The 17,080-nt window shown below is 40.2% G+C and carries 13 protein-coding genes; 5 read left to right on the top strand and 8 right to left on the bottom strand.

The genetic code is table 11. The features are described from left to right. Positions 1 to 157: 157 nt before the first annotated feature. Positions 158 to 535, top strand: coding sequence for a glycine cleavage system protein GcvH (gcvH, locus tag RMY32_RS16665; protein WP_322711411.1), 378 nt, complete (start codon positions 158 to 160; stop codon positions 533 to 535). A 129-nt stretch (positions 536 to 664) separates the two neighbouring features. Here gcvH and coaBC read toward each other — a convergent pair whose 3' ends face one another. The 5 genes from coaBC to RMY32_RS16640 form a co-directional block, all read right to left on the bottom strand. Next, on the bottom strand, positions 665 to 1,906 hold the full coding sequence (gene coaBC, locus RMY32_RS16660; protein ID WP_322711410.1) for a bifunctional phosphopantothenoylcysteine decarboxylase/phosphopantothenate--cysteine ligase CoaBC: 1,242 nt from the start codon (positions 1,904 to 1,906) through the stop codon (positions 665 to 667). A 101-nt stretch (positions 1,907 to 2,007) separates the two neighbouring features. Next, entirely contained in the window at positions 2,008 to 2,220 is a 213-nt protein-coding gene (locus tag RMY32_RS16655; protein WP_322698325.1) for a DUF2555 domain-containing protein, read from the bottom strand. Positions 2,221 to 2,375: 155 nt separating this feature from the next. Next, on the bottom strand, positions 2,376 to 2,981 hold the full coding sequence (locus tag RMY32_RS16650; RefSeq protein ID WP_409883228.1) for an alpha/beta hydrolase: 606 nt from the start codon (positions 2,979 to 2,981) through the stop codon (positions 2,376 to 2,378). 104 nt (positions 2,982 to 3,085) lie between these two features. Continuing rightward, complete coding sequence (locus RMY32_RS16645; RefSeq protein WP_322711409.1) at positions 3,086 to 7,042, bottom strand: helicase-related protein; 3,957 nt, start codon at positions 7,040 to 7,042, stop codon at positions 3,086 to 3,088. Then, the gene (locus RMY32_RS16640) at positions 7,042 to 10,233 is read right to left on the bottom strand and encodes a hypothetical protein (RefSeq protein ID WP_322711408.1); all 3,192 of its coding nucleotides are present in this window, start codon (positions 10,231 to 10,233) and stop codon (positions 7,042 to 7,044) included. The genes RMY32_RS16645 and RMY32_RS16640 overlap by 1 nt, the downstream gene beginning before the upstream one ends. Before the next feature lie 276 nt (positions 10,234 to 10,509). On the opposite strand from RMY32_RS16640, the gene RMY32_RS16635 reads away from it, so the two are divergent. The 3 genes from RMY32_RS16635 to purH all read left to right on the top strand — a co-directional run bounded on the left by RMY32_RS16635 (position 10,510) and on the right by purH (position 13,052). After that, complete coding sequence (locus tag RMY32_RS16635) at positions 10,510 to 10,869, top strand: hypothetical protein (RefSeq protein WP_322711407.1); 360 nt, start codon at positions 10,510 to 10,512, stop codon at positions 10,867 to 10,869. Then, on the top strand, positions 10,767 to 11,366 hold the full coding sequence (locus tag RMY32_RS16630; protein WP_322711406.1) for a hypothetical protein: 600 nt from the start codon (positions 10,767 to 10,769) through the stop codon (positions 11,364 to 11,366). The genes RMY32_RS16635 and RMY32_RS16630 overlap by 103 nt, the downstream gene beginning before the upstream one ends. Before the next feature lie 165 nt (positions 11,367 to 11,531). Next, positions 11,532 to 13,052, top strand: coding sequence for a bifunctional phosphoribosylaminoimidazolecarboxamide formyltransferase/IMP cyclohydrolase (gene purH, locus RMY32_RS16625; RefSeq protein WP_322711404.1), 1,521 nt, complete (start codon positions 11,532 to 11,534; stop codon positions 13,050 to 13,052). Between the two features lie 366 nt (positions 13,053 to 13,418). Here purH and RMY32_RS16620 read toward each other — a convergent pair whose 3' ends face one another. The 3 genes from RMY32_RS16620 to RMY32_RS16610 form a co-directional block, all read right to left on the bottom strand. Further along, on the bottom strand, positions 13,419 to 13,928 hold the full coding sequence (locus tag RMY32_RS16620) for a PIN domain-containing protein (RefSeq protein WP_322711403.1): 510 nt from the start codon (positions 13,926 to 13,928) through the stop codon (positions 13,419 to 13,421). Further along, a complete protein-coding gene (locus RMY32_RS16615) occupies positions 13,925 to 14,224 on the bottom strand; it encodes a hypothetical protein (RefSeq protein ID WP_322698330.1) in 300 nt (99 codons plus the stop codon). Before RMY32_RS16615 ends, RMY32_RS16620 begins: the two co-directional genes overlap by 4 nt. Positions 14,225 to 14,373: 149 nt before the next feature. After that, on the bottom strand, positions 14,374 to 14,697 hold the full coding sequence (locus tag RMY32_RS16610) for a hypothetical protein (protein ID WP_322711402.1): 324 nt from the start codon (positions 14,695 to 14,697) through the stop codon (positions 14,374 to 14,376). A gap of 318 nt (positions 14,698 to 15,015) precedes the next feature. Here RMY32_RS16610 and gatB point away from each other — a divergent pair, with 318 nt between their 5' ends. Then, positions 15,016 to 16,491 (top strand): Asp-tRNA(Asn)/Glu-tRNA(Gln) amidotransferase subunit GatB, encoded by a 1,476-nt coding sequence (gene gatB, locus RMY32_RS16605; protein WP_322711401.1) that lies wholly within the window; start codon positions 15,016 to 15,018, stop codon positions 16,489 to 16,491. Positions 16,492 to 17,080 lie beyond the last annotated feature (589 nt).

Below are 17,080 nucleotides of genomic sequence, written 5' to 3'. Positions count from 1 at the left end.
ATCAAGCAAGATTGCTTGGATCACTTTTTGCCGGAGGTCATAACTATAAGGTTTGGGCATCAGTTTCCCAGAGGTTCTACTGGAGCTTTCATCAAGGTCTACTTCCAGTTTATGGCTTAACCGCCTTGGCGGTTGCTATATAAGGAAAAATTTGTTCATGAGCGACCTGAAATATAGCAAGAATCATACATGGGTTCGAGTTGATGGCAACATTGCTACAGTGGGCTTTACTCAGTATGCAAGCAATAATCTTAATGAGATTGCAGGAGTAGAGTTGCCAGAGGTTGGCACATTAATTGGCCAGAATACTATAATCGGTAATATTGAAGCCGGTAAGGGAGTAATAGACTTCTATAGTCCCATAGCAGGAGAGCTTGTAGAGGTCAACCAGGCAGTTGTTGATGACCCCGAACTAATCAGTCAAGACACCTATGGTGAAGGCTGGTTGGCAAAAATCAAGTTTAGCGATTCCTCTGCGGTTAATGCCTTACTCTCTGAGCAGCAATACAGTGAGTTCATAAAAGGGTTATCATAAGCCTAAAGCTAACTCTCTCGTCAAAAACAGGACTGTTTAATTTTTTGGCGTTGCAGAGAAAGTTTTTTAGGATGGGTTTAAAAGAAACGTTGCAATGCAACGTCTCTACATTTTGGCAAAATTTAAAATCTAAAATTCAGACGTGAGAAAATCAAATAATTGATTCGCCATTTCTAATTTAGAACAAGGTGCAATTTCTAGCTGATTTCCTTGACTATCTAAAAATATCGCCTGATTATTATCGCTACCAAAACCACTATCTGGTTGATCGATGGGATTTGCAACAATGACATCCAGTTTTTTATTCCGTAATTTCTCTAATGCAGGTTTGACAATATCCCCAGTTTGTGCAGCAAAACCAATTAATATCTGATGCGGCTGTTTGTGTTCTGCTAATTGGGCAACTATATCGGGTACTGGTTCTAGGGGTAAAGCTTGGGGGAGCGATCGCTTGGGCAATTTTTCTGTACTATAATCTCGTGGCTTCACATCGGCAACGGCTGCTGACATGACAATGATATCAGCGTTGGGTAAACATTCCACCATCACGTGCTGCATTTGCTCGGCACTAACAATAGAAATTGCTTGTACTCCTAATGGTACATCCCAATTAGCTGGGCCATGTACCAAGGTGACGTTTGCGCCTCGGTGAAATGCGGCTTGCGCTAAAGCTAATCCCATTTTACCTGTGGAAGGATTACCAATAAACCTCACTGGGTCAAGATACTCTCGCGTTCCCCCAGCACTAATTAAGACTCGTTTCCCGACTAAATCTCGTTTGCCTTGAGTGTGTAACAGCGATTGGATGTGAGCCAAAATTTCTGGAGGTTCTGCTAATCTACCAGCACCGATGCGATCGCACGCTAATAATCCTGATGCTGTATTCATTCCATGATATCGGCTATCGATTAATAGCTGTTGCCAATTTCGTTGCACCGATAGCTGTTCCCACATATCAGTATTCATTGCGGGTGCTAACAACACGGGACAAGTAGAAGCCAGCACGGTATTTGTGAGTAAATTATCTGCCATCCCGTAGGCTAACTTTGCTAATGTATTAGCTGTTAAAGGGGCAATTACCATAATATCTGCCCATTCACCCAACTCAATATGCAACGGACGAGAGTGAGTTGGTTGCCAGAAATCATCATCTGTGTAGGCGGGATGACGAGATAAGGTGGATATTGTCAGAGGCGTGATAAATTTTTGCGCCGAACGGGTGAGGATAACTCGGACTTCTACCCCAGTTTTAAAGAGCGTCGAAACCAATTCACAGATTTTGTAGGCGGCGATACCGCCACCTACACCAATGAGAACCCGGTTCAATTTTAGATTTTGGATTTTGGATTTTGGATTTAAAGGAGATTGCATTGGTACTTTCGGATTAAGCAAGTGAGACATTAACCCCTGATAATCTCTGATTGTAGCCAGTTGACCCCAATCTAAAATCTAAAATTTAAAATCCAAAATTGTTACGCTTCATCATAGGGTTCCAAGTCTAAGAGGTAGATATAGGGTTCAACTAACTCTGGACGCTGAAATGCGATCGCTCGCAATAGATGCCAATCATTTAAACCCTCAAAAGCATTACTATAATTATCCAGTTCCAGACGTGTAGCTAGTTTTTCTACTTCCACTGCACTCATGGCAGCAATTTCTTTTTGGGAAATGCTTAGAGTTGTCATAATACTTGCCCCTCCCTTATGCAGAACTCGCCTTCAGCATGGGTTAAATTGCGCTCTTTTGCAGCCACCCAATATATATTACTCATTAGAAGTCATTAAATTCGTGAAAATTGTCAGAATTTGTACCAGAATTTATAAAAAATTCGTAATCCTGACTAAGCAATTGTATTTACAACGAAATTTCGTAGTACCTCTAACGTTTTTGGATCAATTTCATGCCCCATATCAAATTCGTGGTATTCTACTGCCACTCCTAGAGACTTGAGAGTTTCTCGTGCCTTCAAAGCAGCTTGCAGGGGCACAACTTCATCATATTTACCGTGAGTGATTAAAGTCGGCCCAATTTTGCTTTTAGCTGCCGTTAGCGCGTCAGGATGTAAATACCCGCTCATGACAACTAAACCTGCTAAGGGCAATTTTGAGCCGACATCTAAAGTCATGGCTCCACCTTGAGAAAATCCACTCAAAATGGTACGTGACAAAGGTATGCCTGTGGTACTTTCTAAAGATTCCAAGAATTCTATTAGCAGTTGCCGACTTTCTGGCAACCCTTGATACATATTTTCCCCCCGCAGGTCATACCACGCCCTCCCTATCGGGGAATAGGGATAAGGATAAGGTGCATTGGGCAATACAAACTGATAATCGGGTAAGTTGAGCAATGGTAACAAAGATGCTACATCCTGAGCATTGGCTCCCCAACCATGCAAAGTGACAATTAAGCCTGCTGGGGGTTGAGAAGTCGCTGTGGGAACGGTAATAGCTTGTAAAGACAGAGGTTTACTCCTAAAATTCTACTTTTATACATAGATCCTATCTCTTCAAGCAGACCTAGTATTTAGTGGCATTTGCTGTTTTACATTAACTATTTGTTCTCTGCTTCATCTTCAAGTAGGATCGTATTGAGAAGATTCAGTTCGCTAGATGCCATAAAGTAGCGATCGCTAAAAACTGTTTCTAGTTGTGTAAAAATCCGTCTACCTGCCACAGCTACCCAAGGAAATGTTCGATAGTGAGCTACCACGGGTACGATTAAGCCTTGAGGAGTTAGAGAACGTCCTAGCGCACTTCTCCAAGCTTGCGGATCTTGTAATACCTGTTGGCGCATCTCATCTTCTGATTGTTCATCCCAGAAATGGGGATAGTCTAGAGGTAAGCCAATAACTATATTTTTAGTTTTTAATGCTTGACGTGTGGAAGATTCAATCACAAATCCCTCTTGTTCTCGACTCAATAGTTTATACAGTTCGTTGGCAGGACGTTTAAGTTTTGAGGGAAATTTGAACTTCTTGCTTTCGGCAATTTCTTTTAGCGATCCTAAAAGACGACTGCTATTTTGTTTAACGTCAGCTTTCCATGCTTCAAAGCTAAATATTTCTTCAGTTTGGCGATCGCTCCAATCTTCTATCCAGAAAGGGCCTATACAAGTTAGATTATCTGGTATGTGTAGCTCGTCATTATCTAAAGTTGGTAATAATCGGCTCGAAATCCTAGAAACAGTTTTGACCAAAGCTTGTAAAGTTTGATAATTTGCATAGGACTTGGCATTTTTTTCTAATGATTGACCTCTCAAGTCAAAATGTTTAAAGATGTTTGCAGTTAACAATTCCGCCCTTTTGACAATTGCTTTTGCTTCTTGAGGATGACTGTCGCTGATAAAAATTTTGGCTTCACGCAAAAAATCTAAGACATCATCAGACATTAAACGCAGCAACTCCTCATCGCCAACAGAACCAACTGGGACAAATGCAATTCGGTTTTTATTAAGTCCTGCATCACCTTTGATGCGGGTGTGAATTGTAGAGCGCAACATTACCAATAAAGTCAATAAATCGCTGGATTGACGCAACCATAGTCTTTTGGGGTCAATATCTTCTCTTTCAATAATGAAATCATTGATTAGCATAACTAACCGTCTTGCTTTGTTATCTCCAGAAACTTCCATTCCGGTTTCTGGATCTATATACATTCCTCGACCCCGGTAAATTAATTGCGCGACTTCCATTAAAGCGGCTTCGATATTAAATCGGGGAATTGCAGCTATAATCCAATCTGTTTTCGGGAAAGAAACACCTCTTGCGCCTGAAGAAGTCATGAGAAAAACTCGAACTTCATCTCGTCGTGGCGGCTTGACTAATTTCAATCGCCGATCGGGTGATACACTTTGATCCAAAACCTCCACCTGTTCTCTGTTTAGCAGAGCTTCTTTACCAATGGTCAATTTTTCCTGCAACTGACGTAGAAAAGCTTTATCCTGAGCAAAGAAAATTAACTGCTCTGCTTCCTGTTGTAACCCATTCTTAATTTCTAAGTAGGCATTTGTTAGCGATTCCTCTTCTGATTTTTCTCGAATTGCTTGTCTAATTGTCTGCTCTGTGCCGTCACTATTTTGACCTGGTTTAATGGGCGACAGCCTAATACTGTAGTCAATACTGAGTTTACTGGCAGGATAACTATTTGTCATGACGTGTAGCGTTGGGTGTTTTTTGGGGCCAATTTTTGTACAAGTGCCTGTTACCCGAAACGCTGCTTCACCTCGACTTTGACTAATTAGAACTTTATCAGGAGCGCGATCGCCTGAGTTCAAAAAGGTATCCAACACAACTTCATTGCTGAGTGAGGCATCAGCAAGAATCAGCACAATTTTAAACGGAGATTGATTCGTATCAAACGGTTTAATAAATTGCTGTTCCAACCATTCTGCTAACTTACGGACAAAGGGCGCTCCTGCACCATCACCAGCAAGTTCATCTACCATCACAACTATAGTGGGAATTCGGGCTGCAAATTCTGAACGTTCCTTTTTTCCGGGCTTGGTATCAGCTTTTTTTGCAAACAAATTGTTAAAGGCATTAACTGTGGTTGATTGGTCGTTGAGCGTCCGATAACCTTGGATAGCAGCAGTCATCACCAGTTGATTAACCTTGGGATTGGCTTGGAGCAATATCCGGGCTGACTTTGCTATGGTACCCAATACACCAGGAGTGTAAAGCGATTCTACGCTGTAATCCCTTTCGTTAAGGCGGCGTTTGAACCGAGTCGAGCCGACTATATTGCAATCAATATCATGTTCTTGTTCTGGGGTGAGGAAGAAGATATGCTCATCAGGACGTATAAGTTTTTCGATACCATCGACAACAACACCACTATCGATCAAGCGAGGTGGAAAGTTGTTTTGCTGAACCTGTTTTTTATACCATTCGGGAGCCGCAACAATCAAATTTTTATTGCTGGTGATGGTTAATATCCCAGTGGGGCGATTGTTGTCTCTAGCAAGTTTGTCGGTCACATCTCGATTAATTACAACTCGCGGACTGAGATACAAAAATAAGAAACCTTGAGTCTGCTGCTTGAGAAATTTCATCACAGCAGTGGTTTTACCAATACCCGGATTCCCTTCCAAAGCTAGGACGTTAATTTTACCGACTTGAGCAGCAGTTATACCAGCAAATACTGCTGCCTCGTGTACTTGTCGCAGAGGAATTGTTGCTTTATCAGGATTGATTTCATTGATAAAATCGGCAATTTGTGTAACAGAGTTGCCTCCAAAGAACTCAACTAATACGTCGTTGTCTTCAATAGATGCGATCGCCTCAGCCTTGCTAATTTCACCCATTGGGTTGTAAAAGTCCGTCACATTCTCCTGAAAGAGAAAGTGGGAGTATTGGACTAGAGTTGGTTTTTCAGCTAGATGTTGTGCTTGTTCTTTAAAAGCAGAGGGTAAACCTTTCAATAACCTTTTGAACACCAAACGAATTTCTGCATCTAGATCGAGTGGCACATCATCATTTGAATGTTTAGCCTGGCGATATGCCTTTCCCAATGATTGCATTAACTTGGCTCTAGTATCTGGTTCTGGTTCCACCCCCCAGAATTGAGCCGCAAGACTTTCAATACCATTGGATGTGACAGCGATCGCTCTAGCATGACAACTTCCTTCTAATCGCTTATGCACGCGCAACAGATAAATCAGGCGATCGGTATAAGATGATGCCTGACAGAGCTTAAATAATGGCTTATCTTGACCACTAAATGCTGAAAGAAAATTTTCTAGCCTTTTAGAAAGTGAAAATTCTTCACCTTCAACCTCTGCACAAACTCTAGAGAAGACCCCCCGCGATTCCATGTAACGGGCATAGCGACTCATTTCTTCTCTATGAGGGGCTTCTTTTTGAAAATCTGCAAATTTGAGAGGTGCGTTATACGAAAATTCCAGGCAGATAATTAAATTCTCAATTTTTTTGCGTTTTATATCTTTTGGCTGGGAGAAGGCACTTTTCAAGCCTTTAGAGGGTATTACTTCTTCTTCCTCTGTGTTTCTGTGGGACTTAAATTCGCTAGATAGCCATAAAATAAAATCGGCTCTGGCTGGTTGTCCACGCTTGACTAAGTTCTTGTCTGGCTTTCCTGGTAGTTTGAAAGCTTCTTGAAATGCTTTTGCTGTCTCTTCTTTTTCTTCATCCCGTTGCATTTGCTGTCCTGGCAATGTCAATGGACACCAAATTGCTTCTAGTTTAGGTTGTCTAATTTGACTGTGGTTGAGACACTCACGCATTGCTGTCCAACCTAAACCATAGCCGAGTACCAGCAGATGACGCAGCATTGTTTCTACCCATTCTTTGTGATTGGGATCTGTTATTTTGAATGCTTTCACCAATTGGTGAGAGATATCTGCATTTTTGTGAGATTGCCAAAGCTGGAAAACAGGATGATCGTTCAACAGTAAGTTTCTGTGAATCAACTGTTGTAAAACACCGCGTTTAACAGCAATTTCAAATACTTGCCCCCAAATAGAGGCTTGTTGTAGAAAGGATGATTCCATTACTTCCTGTGTAGAACTTGAGAAACGTGGGTAAGTACAGCGCGATAATTAAGTAATACCTGTCCTTTGCGGCGGGTATGAAGAACTTTGACTTCGCCAGCTTCTTCAACTGTATTAGGCGATATCCAACTAAATGGATCTAGTACTGGGCTAAGTTGACTTTTGTACACACCTCGTTCAGCTTCAATAAAATGCAAGCCTCGTAGTACAGCTAGTAAGCAAGGATGAATACGAGAGTCTGAATCAGGATTAATCAAATGCTGACGAGCGCGTTCAGTCCAGTTAATATTGCTAACTTTTCTATCCGATACTAAGAAATAAATGCAGAAACCAGATTGTAAGCGCTCTTCTGCTTGAATAGCATAAAGTGTGGCAAAAGTATAAACCGGAATTAAATCACGAAAGTAGTCTGCCTTAACAGATCGCGGAAAATCTGAATGGTCTCCTGCTTGCAAAATTTCAAATGCCGCTTCACTGTAACCTCGTTCGCGCAAGCGTGTAGCCGGAAATACATCCCGCACCATTGGGTAAATGTTGATATCAGGAAACGTTTGAAAAACTTCTTCTAAAAATTCTGTAGGTATTAAAGAAGAATTGTTATCTGCGGCTCTATTAATGCGGCGATCGCCATAGGCATGAGCTAATAAAATAATGTGCTGACATCCTTTAGCTCTAAGGTGACGAATTTCTTCTTGAACTAGGCGTTGCGTTTTCAGTTGTTCTGGAGAATCAAGCACATCAGACTGCATCCGTTCTCTTTTAAGTTCATAACCGATAAACGGTTCATTAACGGCTGTAGCAATATAACTTTGAGTGAGAAAAAGATAAGCCTTTTCACTATCATTGGGAAAATTTCCCTCGTTACAGGGACGGCTGGCGTATGAAATTAAACCAATCTTGGGGGCTGAATGAGAATCTGGGCTACTAATGCAAAGTGGAAATGCACTTAAAAACGCTTTAAAAGTACCAGATTTAATAAAATCTTGCGTTTTTTTAGGTTGTTTCATCAGATTATCTAAAATAAGTCCCTGCATTCGGATAGGGGTATCTTCACCTAGTATGGCTTCTAAGGTTTGGGCAGCTGCGTAAACGTAAGCATCGCCGCTCTTGTCTTTATCTTCTTCATCTAATTGTTTTCCTGTTTCTTGCAGTCGCAGCATTAAAGTTGTAAAGTCAATCGATTTTTCTTTCTGGCCACGTTTTTGCAATCGTGTAATAATTTGCCACAAACAGCAGTAAACTAGCACAGCAAAGGCGGTAACTGCGGCTGCATGATACTGCTTATTTTCCTCAGATTCTCTTGTATTTGCTCGCCGCTTTACAGTTTCAACATCGTATTCCACTATAATTGCGGCTGATAATGCCCATCCAGCAAATTGAGAAGCATTTGTAGATAGCTGATAAGTCCATTGACCATCTTCTCCCTTCTGCCAAGAACGAGGAACCCAACAAACTTGGAGGAGTTTCTGTGGCAATAAACGCTTTGCCCGCAATTGACTAAATGTATCTTTAGTTTTTAAGTCATATTCCGAAAGTTCGGCAGTAATCTTAACCGAAAATAGAGATTTTACTGGTTGCTCACAAATTTCAATATGTTTGAACCATTCAACCTTTTCGCTAGTATTTTCTTGTGGCTCTACAAGCAACTTTCTCACACCTAATGTTGCCCCTTCTAGCCGATCCCAATTAATGATGCTGCTTTTTACACAGATGAATTGTTGTGAGGAGCGATCCTGAACTTGAGATATAACTTTCTGGCTCCTATCGCGCAGTACTCCTTTCAGAGCCTTAGCAATAGAAATCATTGACTCAGAGCGTTCCTGTAATTCTTCTAAAGTCTGGCGAATAGCTTCTGTACCCTGCGATTTAAAATTTGCTAGGAGTTGATTCACCGCATCGGTTAGTGATTCTTTAGTTAGCGGTTCCTCATTTTTTTTGGGAACGACGACTGCCAAAAAGATCAGTTGAGCTAAACGACGACAAATCTCCCAAGGTTTTTGTAAGGAAGATTCATCATTACTTAGTAAATATTCTTTAATTTGATCGAGTCGGACTTCAAAAGCAGGTTTGCCTAATTCTGGATTTTGCCCATTGACTCGAAAACGATAACTTACTTCACGCTCTACTTGATTTTTAGTCTTTTGCTCGAAAATTTGAGTTTTCCACTCAGGCCAAACAGCTAGACAATAATAAAAGGTCGCTTTGCTAAGTTCATCCGCCAAATCGAACTCAACTGCACTACCGAAATGAGCCGTTAAATCAACCGTATAGCCTTCTTCTTTAGCAGATTCAACTAGAGTGAGTATTCGATTGACATACTCTACTAAAAGTTGGTAATCTGGGTCATTACTCGATCGGGTATTTTCTGCGATCGCTTCCATAATCCGAAAGCTAATTGTCAATCGGACGCGTGACAATGCTTCGTCGTCTATGAAATTTAAAAAACGCTGGATTTGGCTATCATATCGATTTTTTTCTTCTTTCAAAGTTGCGATCGATGAATTAACATCATCTTCATCGTTGTCAAGTTCGTTTTCTAAATATTCTGCGGCAGCACTGCACATTTGCTCAAAATAATCAGTATTTTCAACTCGTTCGCTTGCACAAATAACCGTCGCCACAGACTTGTTATCTTTAGTATCTCCAGCTTGAAATGCTAGATGTACCAAGTTGGCAGTATTGGGTATATTTTGGAAAGACGTACCTGCTTTTTTAGCAAGCTGTTTGAGTTGCTTATCAGGGTCATCTAACAGCAATGTGGATAATAAGCTCTCGGAAGGCACAGCAGTATTCAGTGCTTGGTCAATAGCAGCCATTAATCTGTCTATCGCACTCGGTAACTTTGTTGCATTACCATCACTCAAACAGCCGCCAACGCGCGACCTATTACCGTATGCTGGCATCGATAAGTTTTGAATAAACCCACCGCCAGGAGCAGGTTTCAAAGTTTCTTTAAATTTAGGTTGTGCAAATAGCCGATACATAACGGCTGAAGTACTTATTCTCAGGCGTTTATTTTGCTTTTCATCAAATTCAAACAGCTGCATCCCTCTAGGGTTTAGCTGATTAGTATTTGCCTGATTACTGCTAGGAAGAATAGCTTCAGCAAGCAACTCTATGACTGTAGCGAGGTCAATAGAAGGCTTAAGCGATCGCGGGTCAACGTTAGCGCCAGTACCTTGTGAAGGCATAATTATTTCCTTTGTAATTTTCAGTATTACGACTGCTTCATTTGCCTGAACTTTACAGTCTCAGCAAATGGACTCTATATTTTTATTATCTTAAATGTGTCTAATCTGTCAAGATAAATATGTTTTACGTTTCTAATACTTTTTTTAAGATTTTTTACATAAGTAATTTTTTACAGGATAATGTGTATCTGTGAAAAGATCGGGGAAACTTAATGAATATAAATTTATAAACAGAAAAGAAATAATATAAATTTTAATTTTTTCTAAAAAGCAAAAATGGATAAAAATAATTTTGAAGCATTTACTAACTTACCAGCATTTAAAAAAAATGCTATTCAAGTTTGTGGTCAAGAATTTATTGATAGCTTGATTAAAAAAGGTATATATGCGAAAACTAGTGAATTTTGGAAAGAGATTAATAAAAAGCTAAATATTCCTGATGATGCTTATGAAAGCAAACAGGCTAGAGAAAAAGCAGAACGCAAACAAGTATTCTTAGAAAAAAAGCTAAAGAGCAAGCGGAAAAACAAAGATTGCTGGCAAATAAAAAAGAAATATTTATTAAAAACAGAGAAAATTGGAAAATTACTATTTTTGAACTTCCAGAATCAGATATTTTTGGCAAAAAATTTGTAGCAGAGTGTATTAAAGAACCCGATTTACTAAAAACTGCTTGGTTTTGCCAGAATCAAGGAGAAGCATATAGTCGAGCTTGTAATCTTGTAGATGAATTTGAAATACAACAAGAAAGGTTAAGGATTTTTATGGAGCATTACGCAGTAATTAAAGATTTATATCTAATGATTATATACCTTTCGAATGGAGATAAACACAATCACTACCTTAACAATAATCGTGAAAAATCTAAAGAAAATTTTACTAGCGTTAGCTGTTGTAATGGATTTGATTTTGAGATAATTAATGGTTTAGTGGCAGAAGGATTATTAGAACTATCAACAACTAAAAAAAGTATGACAATGAAGAAAAAAGGGATGAAAGCTGCAAGGGAGGTTTTACAAAAAACTAATATTGATGGAGTAAATAGGCTACTAGAACAGCGAGAATATCATGAAGAATATATTAATTACAAAAGTCAATTAGATATTATGGAAGAGCAAGAAGAAGAGGAATAATAGATATCACACCGGTACAATGCCTGTTATCTGTAGCAGTCTTAATTGAGAAAAGTAATGCCAGATGGTTAGTAACGCTATTATTCCTCATGGTCTTGAAGTGAACCAAGGCTTATGCAAAACTTGAGATCCTTCGCTTCTAGCCTACTTTTAAGGAATCGATCAATGGCGCGTCTAGCCCTGCTGAGTGTATCTAACAAAACTGGTTTAATTGACCTAGCCCGTAGCTTGGTTGAAGAATTCGACTTTGATTTAATCAGCAGTGGGGGAACAGCCCAAGCACTCAAAGATGCTGGACTCCCAGTTACTAAGGTTGCTGATTACACAGGTTCGCCAGAAATTTTAGGTGGTCGAGTCAAAACCCTACATCCCAGAATTCACGGCGGAATTTTGGCGCGGCGAGATGTTTCCCAAGATATTACAGATTTGGAAAATAACCAAATTCGCCCGATTGATTTAGTGGTGGTGAATCTTTATCCTTTTGAGGAAACTATTGCTAAACCAGGGGTAACATTAGCTGAAGCTGTTGAACAGATTGATATCGGCGGGCCAGCAATGCTACGGGCATCATCGAAAAACTTCGCTCATCTGACTGTATTATGCAATCCAGCACAGTATAGTGAGTATTTGGAAGAATTGCGGCAAAATAACGGCGAAGCATCTCTAGAATTTCGTCAAAAGGCAGCTTTAAAAGGATTTTTGCATACTGCTAGCTACGACCAAGCGATCGCATCTTACCTCGCAGAAGGACAACAGTACACCCTTAGCGGCACACAATTACAATCTCTGCGTTACGGCGAAAACCCTCATCAACCCGCCGCCTGGTATCAAACTGGTATTACCCCAACAGGATGGACAGCCGCAACAAAACTGCAAGGCAAAGAACTTAGTTACAATAACTTAGTTGATTTAGAAGCTGCACGCCGAATTATTGCAGAATTCACTGATACCCCAGCAGCAACGATTATCAAACATACAAATCCCTGTGGTACGGCATTGGGAAGTACTATTTCAGAAGCCTATCAAAAAGCTTTCAATGCCGATTCTACTTCTGCCTTTGGTGGGATTGTCGCACTCAATCGTCCGATTGATGCGGCTACAGCCAGCGAGTTAACCAAAACATTTTTAGAGTGTGTAGTTGCACCAAGTTGTGAAGCCGAAGCTCAAGAAATCCTTGCCAAAAAATCTAACGTGCGGGTTTTGACTCTAGCTGATTTGAGCAGTGGCCCTAAAGATACAGTGAAAGCGATCGCAGGTGGTTTTCTTGTCCAAACTAGCGATGATATAATTGCTGATACCAGTCAATGGCAAGTAGTCACCGAACGTCAACCCACCGACAGCGAATTAGCCGAATTGCTGTTTGCGTGGAAAGTTTGCAAACACGTTAAGTCAAATGCCATCGTTGTCACAAGCGATCGCACTACACTAGGAGTAGGTGCTGGTCAAATGAACCGCGTTGGCTCAGTTAAAATAGCTCTAGAACAAGCTGGGGAAAAAGCCAAAGGTGCAACTCTCGCCAGCGATGGATTTTTCCCCTTTGATGATTCAGTCAAAACAGCCGCAGCCGCAGGAATTACAGCCATTGTCCAACCAGGGGGAAGTTTGCGCGATAAAGATTCTATCATTGCTGCTAACGAACTAGGCTTGCTAATGGTTCTAACTGGTGTACGTCACTTTTTACACTAAATCATTGCTCATTGAGTGTGCGGTTTACAAAGTGTCACACTAAATACTTTCTTTATAATTGAAGCAATGATATTATCTAATCGTGTGTGAGGAGCAAGTTAAAAATAAAAAGCGCCTGGGGTGGAAACACGGCAACACTCCCAAGCGCTTTTTAATTTGTCAAAAATTGGATTGCTTGTGCAGTTTTGAAAATGTCACTCAATATACTTGCCATTTGATAGAAGTAGTGATATTGTTTATTTGTGTGTGAGGAGCAAGTTAAGAATAAAAAACGTCTGGGGTGGAAACACGGCAACACTCCCAGGCGTTTTTTAATTTGTATATATAAATTATAGAAATTAATGGTTTCAAAATAATTTCATATTTTTACTTCCAGTTAAAGACACGAATATTGTTAAAGTTAATCACGTCGACTTCTACACTCGGAAGATAATTTGCTAGCTTGAAGTCATCAGTTAGAACAAGATACTTACCTTTAGATAAAGTTAGGATTCCACTGTCAGTAAGTCCGAACTTGACAAATTTTTCAGTATTAACAGCATCTAAACTCTTTATGTAGTATTCATCCAAAAGAGCAACATTTTTAGTAAATTGAGCAAATATTTCAAAGCACTGAGAACGTTCAGGTTCAACAAGTTTATCGACAAAGTTAGAGACTTCAGTCAAAATATTTGGGGTTGTTACAAGTTTCCGAAATCTGACAATGATTCTTAGCAAAAGATCATAATCTTCTGGTATAAATTGCTGCGTTCGATTAAATCGGGTTATTCTTTCTCGATTGACCGTCCCAACAAAGTAGAGAAGTAGGATATTTGTATCAATTAAAATTCCCTTTTGGTGATAACGACGAATTAGGGAATTAATCACATCTTTCATACTTGTCTAATTTTCATTGCTTCTACTTCGCCAGTTTGAGAATTTATCTTAAAAAGTTTATATTCTCGTTCATACAAGATAGGGGTAGAAGCAAGAGAAGTAGGAATTAAGTCGTCCAATCGGCTTTTAGGAGGTTTTTTAGGAATATCAAACCCTAAAGTAATCAACCAGAAGCTTTTATCTTCAGAAAGTTCAACTTCTTCAAGTCTCAAATCTCCTAATGAAGAACCCATCATGTCTTGTATGGATTTTATGTATTCATAGGCAGCATTTACTGCTGTTTTGACATCGATCATAACCTTAGTTGCTCCCTAACTGAATTTACTAATTTAATACTTTTTTATCGTAATTTAACCTTGATTGCTGTAATTGGTTAGTACATAAGTAATAATATTTACTTTACCTATTTTTCAGATAATTTTAATAAAAATCAATTGAGTAAATTTTAATACTGAGAAATCTTTTGCAAAAACTCTCTAACTTCTATTGGTTTGCGGAGAATAATAACTTGCTGGTTTGGCCTTACTTGACTAAGTTTTTCTAAAATTCCAGGACGACGAGTAATTGGGTATGACCAGATATATTTGAGAAATTCCCAATTCAATCTTTCAGGACAATCTGATGCCATATCAGGTCTGGATTGTCCTGCATACATGAAGCGACGTTTAATCACTCGCGACAAACACAAAATCCGGGGAAAATCCAAAAAAATTACCGTATCTGCAACCGACAAACGAAGGTTGAGAGTACCGCCATAGTTACCATCCATAATCCAAGATTCTCGTCGGGTTAAGTCTTGGATAATACTTTGCCATTCAATTTTTGGAGTCTCAACCCAACCAGGATTTCAGTACCAAGCATCCAAGTGAATCACTTCTAAACCTAAGATGGTTCCCAGTTCGCAGGCTAGGGTAGATTTACCAGCACCTCCAGAACCAATGATTAAGATTTTCTTCACTTTAGATGTGCATCTCCCTTTTTAAGCTCAAAAGGTAAGCATTGCTTACCCAAATAACCGTCTTCAGAGCAACTCAATACGCCGCTACAATAGTACCACTACAAGGATTATGCCCAAATTATTGATATTATGACCACTGCTACGACCGTAAAAACTGAGTATGAAGCGATTATTGGTTTAGAAACCCATTGTCAACTGAGTACCAATACCAAGATTTTCTCTAATAGCTCTACGGCATTCGGCTCTGACCCCAATACTAACATTGACCCGGTTTGTATGGGTTTACCTGGAGTCTTACCTGTACTCAATCAAAAAGTATTAGAATACGCCGTCAAAGCTGGTTTGGCACTAAATTGTCAAATCGCTAAATATAGCAAATTTGACCGTAAGCAGTATTTTTATCCAGATTTACCGAAAAATTACCAAATTTCTCAATACGATCTACCGATCGCAGAACATGGTTGGTTAGAAATTGAGTTGGTAGATGCTGAGGGTAATCCGATTCGCAAACGCATTGGTATCACGCGTCTGCACATGGAAGAAGATGCGGGAAAATTGGTACACGCTGGTAGCGATCGCCTTTCTGGTTCTTCCTATTCTTTGGTAGATTACAATCGCGCAGGTATCCCATTAGTAGAAATTGTTTCCGAACCCGATCTGCGTTCTGGACAAGAAGCTGCTGAATATGCCGAAGAGTTGCGTCGGATTGTCCGGTATCTCGGCGTGAGTGACGGCAATATGGAACAAGGATCTCTGCGCTGCGATGTCAACATTTCCGTGCGTCCTGTGGGACGAAAGGAGTTTGGCACTAAGGTAGAAATTAAAAACATGAACTCCTTCAGCGCCATCCAACGGGCGATTGACTACGAAATTGAACGCCAAATCGCCGCCATCGAAGCAGGCGATCGCATTATCCAAGAAACTCGGCTGTGGCAAGAAGGCGCTCAATGTACAAGTAGTATGCGGGTGAAAGAAGGTTCTAGCGATTATCGCTACTTCCCCGAACCAGATTTAGCACCAATTGAGGTGTCAAATGCACAATTAGAGCAATGGCGTAGCGAACTACCAGAATTACCAGCCCAAAAACGCCATCATTATGAAAGCGAGTTGGGGCTTTCCGCTTACGATGCGCGAGTGTTAACAGAAGATCGTTCAATCGCTGAATATTTTGAAACTGCGATTGCATCTGGAGCAAATCCCAAAGCTGCTGCCAACTGGATTACTCAAGATATTGCAGCCTACCTGAATAAGCAAAAACTCACTATTACTCAAATCGCCCTAACTCCGACCAATTTAGCAGATATTATCACTCGCATTGAAACGGGCAAAATTAGCAATGCTCAAGCTAAACAAAAGTTGCCAGATTTGCTTAGTGGTATTTCTCCTGAGAAAGCCTTTGCTGGTCTTGAGTTAATCACCGATCCTAGTGTACTAGAACCCATTGTCGATGAAGTCATAGCCGCAAATCCCAAAGAACTAGAAAAGTATCGCAACGGTAACACCAACCTCAAAGGCTTCTTTGTCGGACAAGTTCTGAAAAAGACAGACAAACGTGCCGATCCTAAGCTGACCAACGAATTGGTCGAGAAAAAACTGAACGCCTAGAGTCTCGGTCAAGCTAGCTTTGCTGGGTGAGGAAGTAGGAGGGGCAGAGGGGCAGAGGGGACAAGGGGGACAAGGGGGACAAGGGGGAATTATTGAACAAATCTCTCCCAAGTCTTCCCCCTCTTCCTTGTCTCCCTTGTCTCTTCTCCATGCCCAATGCCCCATGCTCAATGCCCCATGCCCAATTCCCAATTCTCCAACTAAGTATTTTCCCGGTCTTGCTTCACACAATCTTCATATAAAAACTGGTGACAACCCTCATACGTAAAATGATATGCTGTGGTAAGTAGATGCACCCTGATGATCTGGAGAGCTGCCTAAGTAGCTCTCTTTTTTATTTTATTTTCGTGGTATTTACGGATAAATTTCAAAATTTTTAGAAATAGCCTCAATAAATAAGTATTAACCCTTAAAAAGTAAATTAGAGAGATTAGTAAGTAGCTAGGTGCAATTAAATATAAAACGCTCCAGTGTGTATTCACCAGCTTCGCTACGATTTTTCATTCCATCCATTACAGCGATCGCTAAATCGTATTCATTATCAAACATCTGTCCGGCAATTTCATGACTTTTAAGTTGATGCCACTGG

Source organism: Nostoc sp. ChiSLP03a (genome assembly GCF_034531215.2).
Lineage (GTDB): Bacteria > Cyanobacteriota > Cyanobacteriia > Cyanobacteriales > Nostocaceae > Nostoc.
Note: the sequence above shows the minus strand (reverse complement) of the source record. Positions and strands in the feature narration are given on the sequence as shown.

Coding starts and splice junctions, on each gene's coding strand:
- gcvH (WP_322711411.1), top strand. CDS start 158: ATGAGCGACCTGAAATATAGCAAGAATCATACATGGGTTCGAGTTGAT.
- coaBC (WP_322711410.1), bottom strand. CDS start 1,906: ATGCAATCTCCTTTAAATCCAAAATCCAAAATCCAAAATCTAAAATTG.
- RMY32_RS16655 (WP_322698325.1), bottom strand. CDS start 2,220: ATGACAACTCTAAGCATTTCCCAAAAAGAAATTGCTGCCATGAGTGCA.
- RMY32_RS16645 (WP_322711409.1), bottom strand. CDS start 7,042: ATGGAATCATCCTTTCTACAACAAGCCTCTATTTGGGGGCAAGTATTT.
- RMY32_RS16640 (WP_322711408.1), bottom strand. CDS start 10,233: ATGCCTTCACAAGGTACTGGCGCTAACGTTGACCCGCGATCGCTTAAG.
- RMY32_RS16635 (WP_322711407.1), top strand. CDS start 10,510: ATGGATAAAAATAATTTTGAAGCATTTACTAACTTACCAGCATTTAAA.
- purH (WP_322711404.1), top strand. CDS start 11,532: ATGGCGCGTCTAGCCCTGCTGAGTGTATCTAACAAAACTGGTTTAATT.
- RMY32_RS16620 (WP_322711403.1), bottom strand. CDS start 13,928: ATGAAAGATGTGATTAATTCCCTAATTCGTCGTTATCACCAAAAGGGA.
- RMY32_RS16615 (WP_322698330.1), bottom strand. CDS start 14,224: ATGATCGATGTCAAAACAGCAGTAAATGCTGCCTATGAATACATAAAA.
- RMY32_RS16610 (WP_322711402.1), bottom strand. CDS start 14,697: ATGGATGGTAACTATGGCGGTACTCTCAACCTTCGTTTGTCGGTTGCA.
- gatB (WP_322711401.1), top strand. CDS start 15,016: ATGACCACTGCTACGACCGTAAAAACTGAGTATGAAGCGATTATTGGT.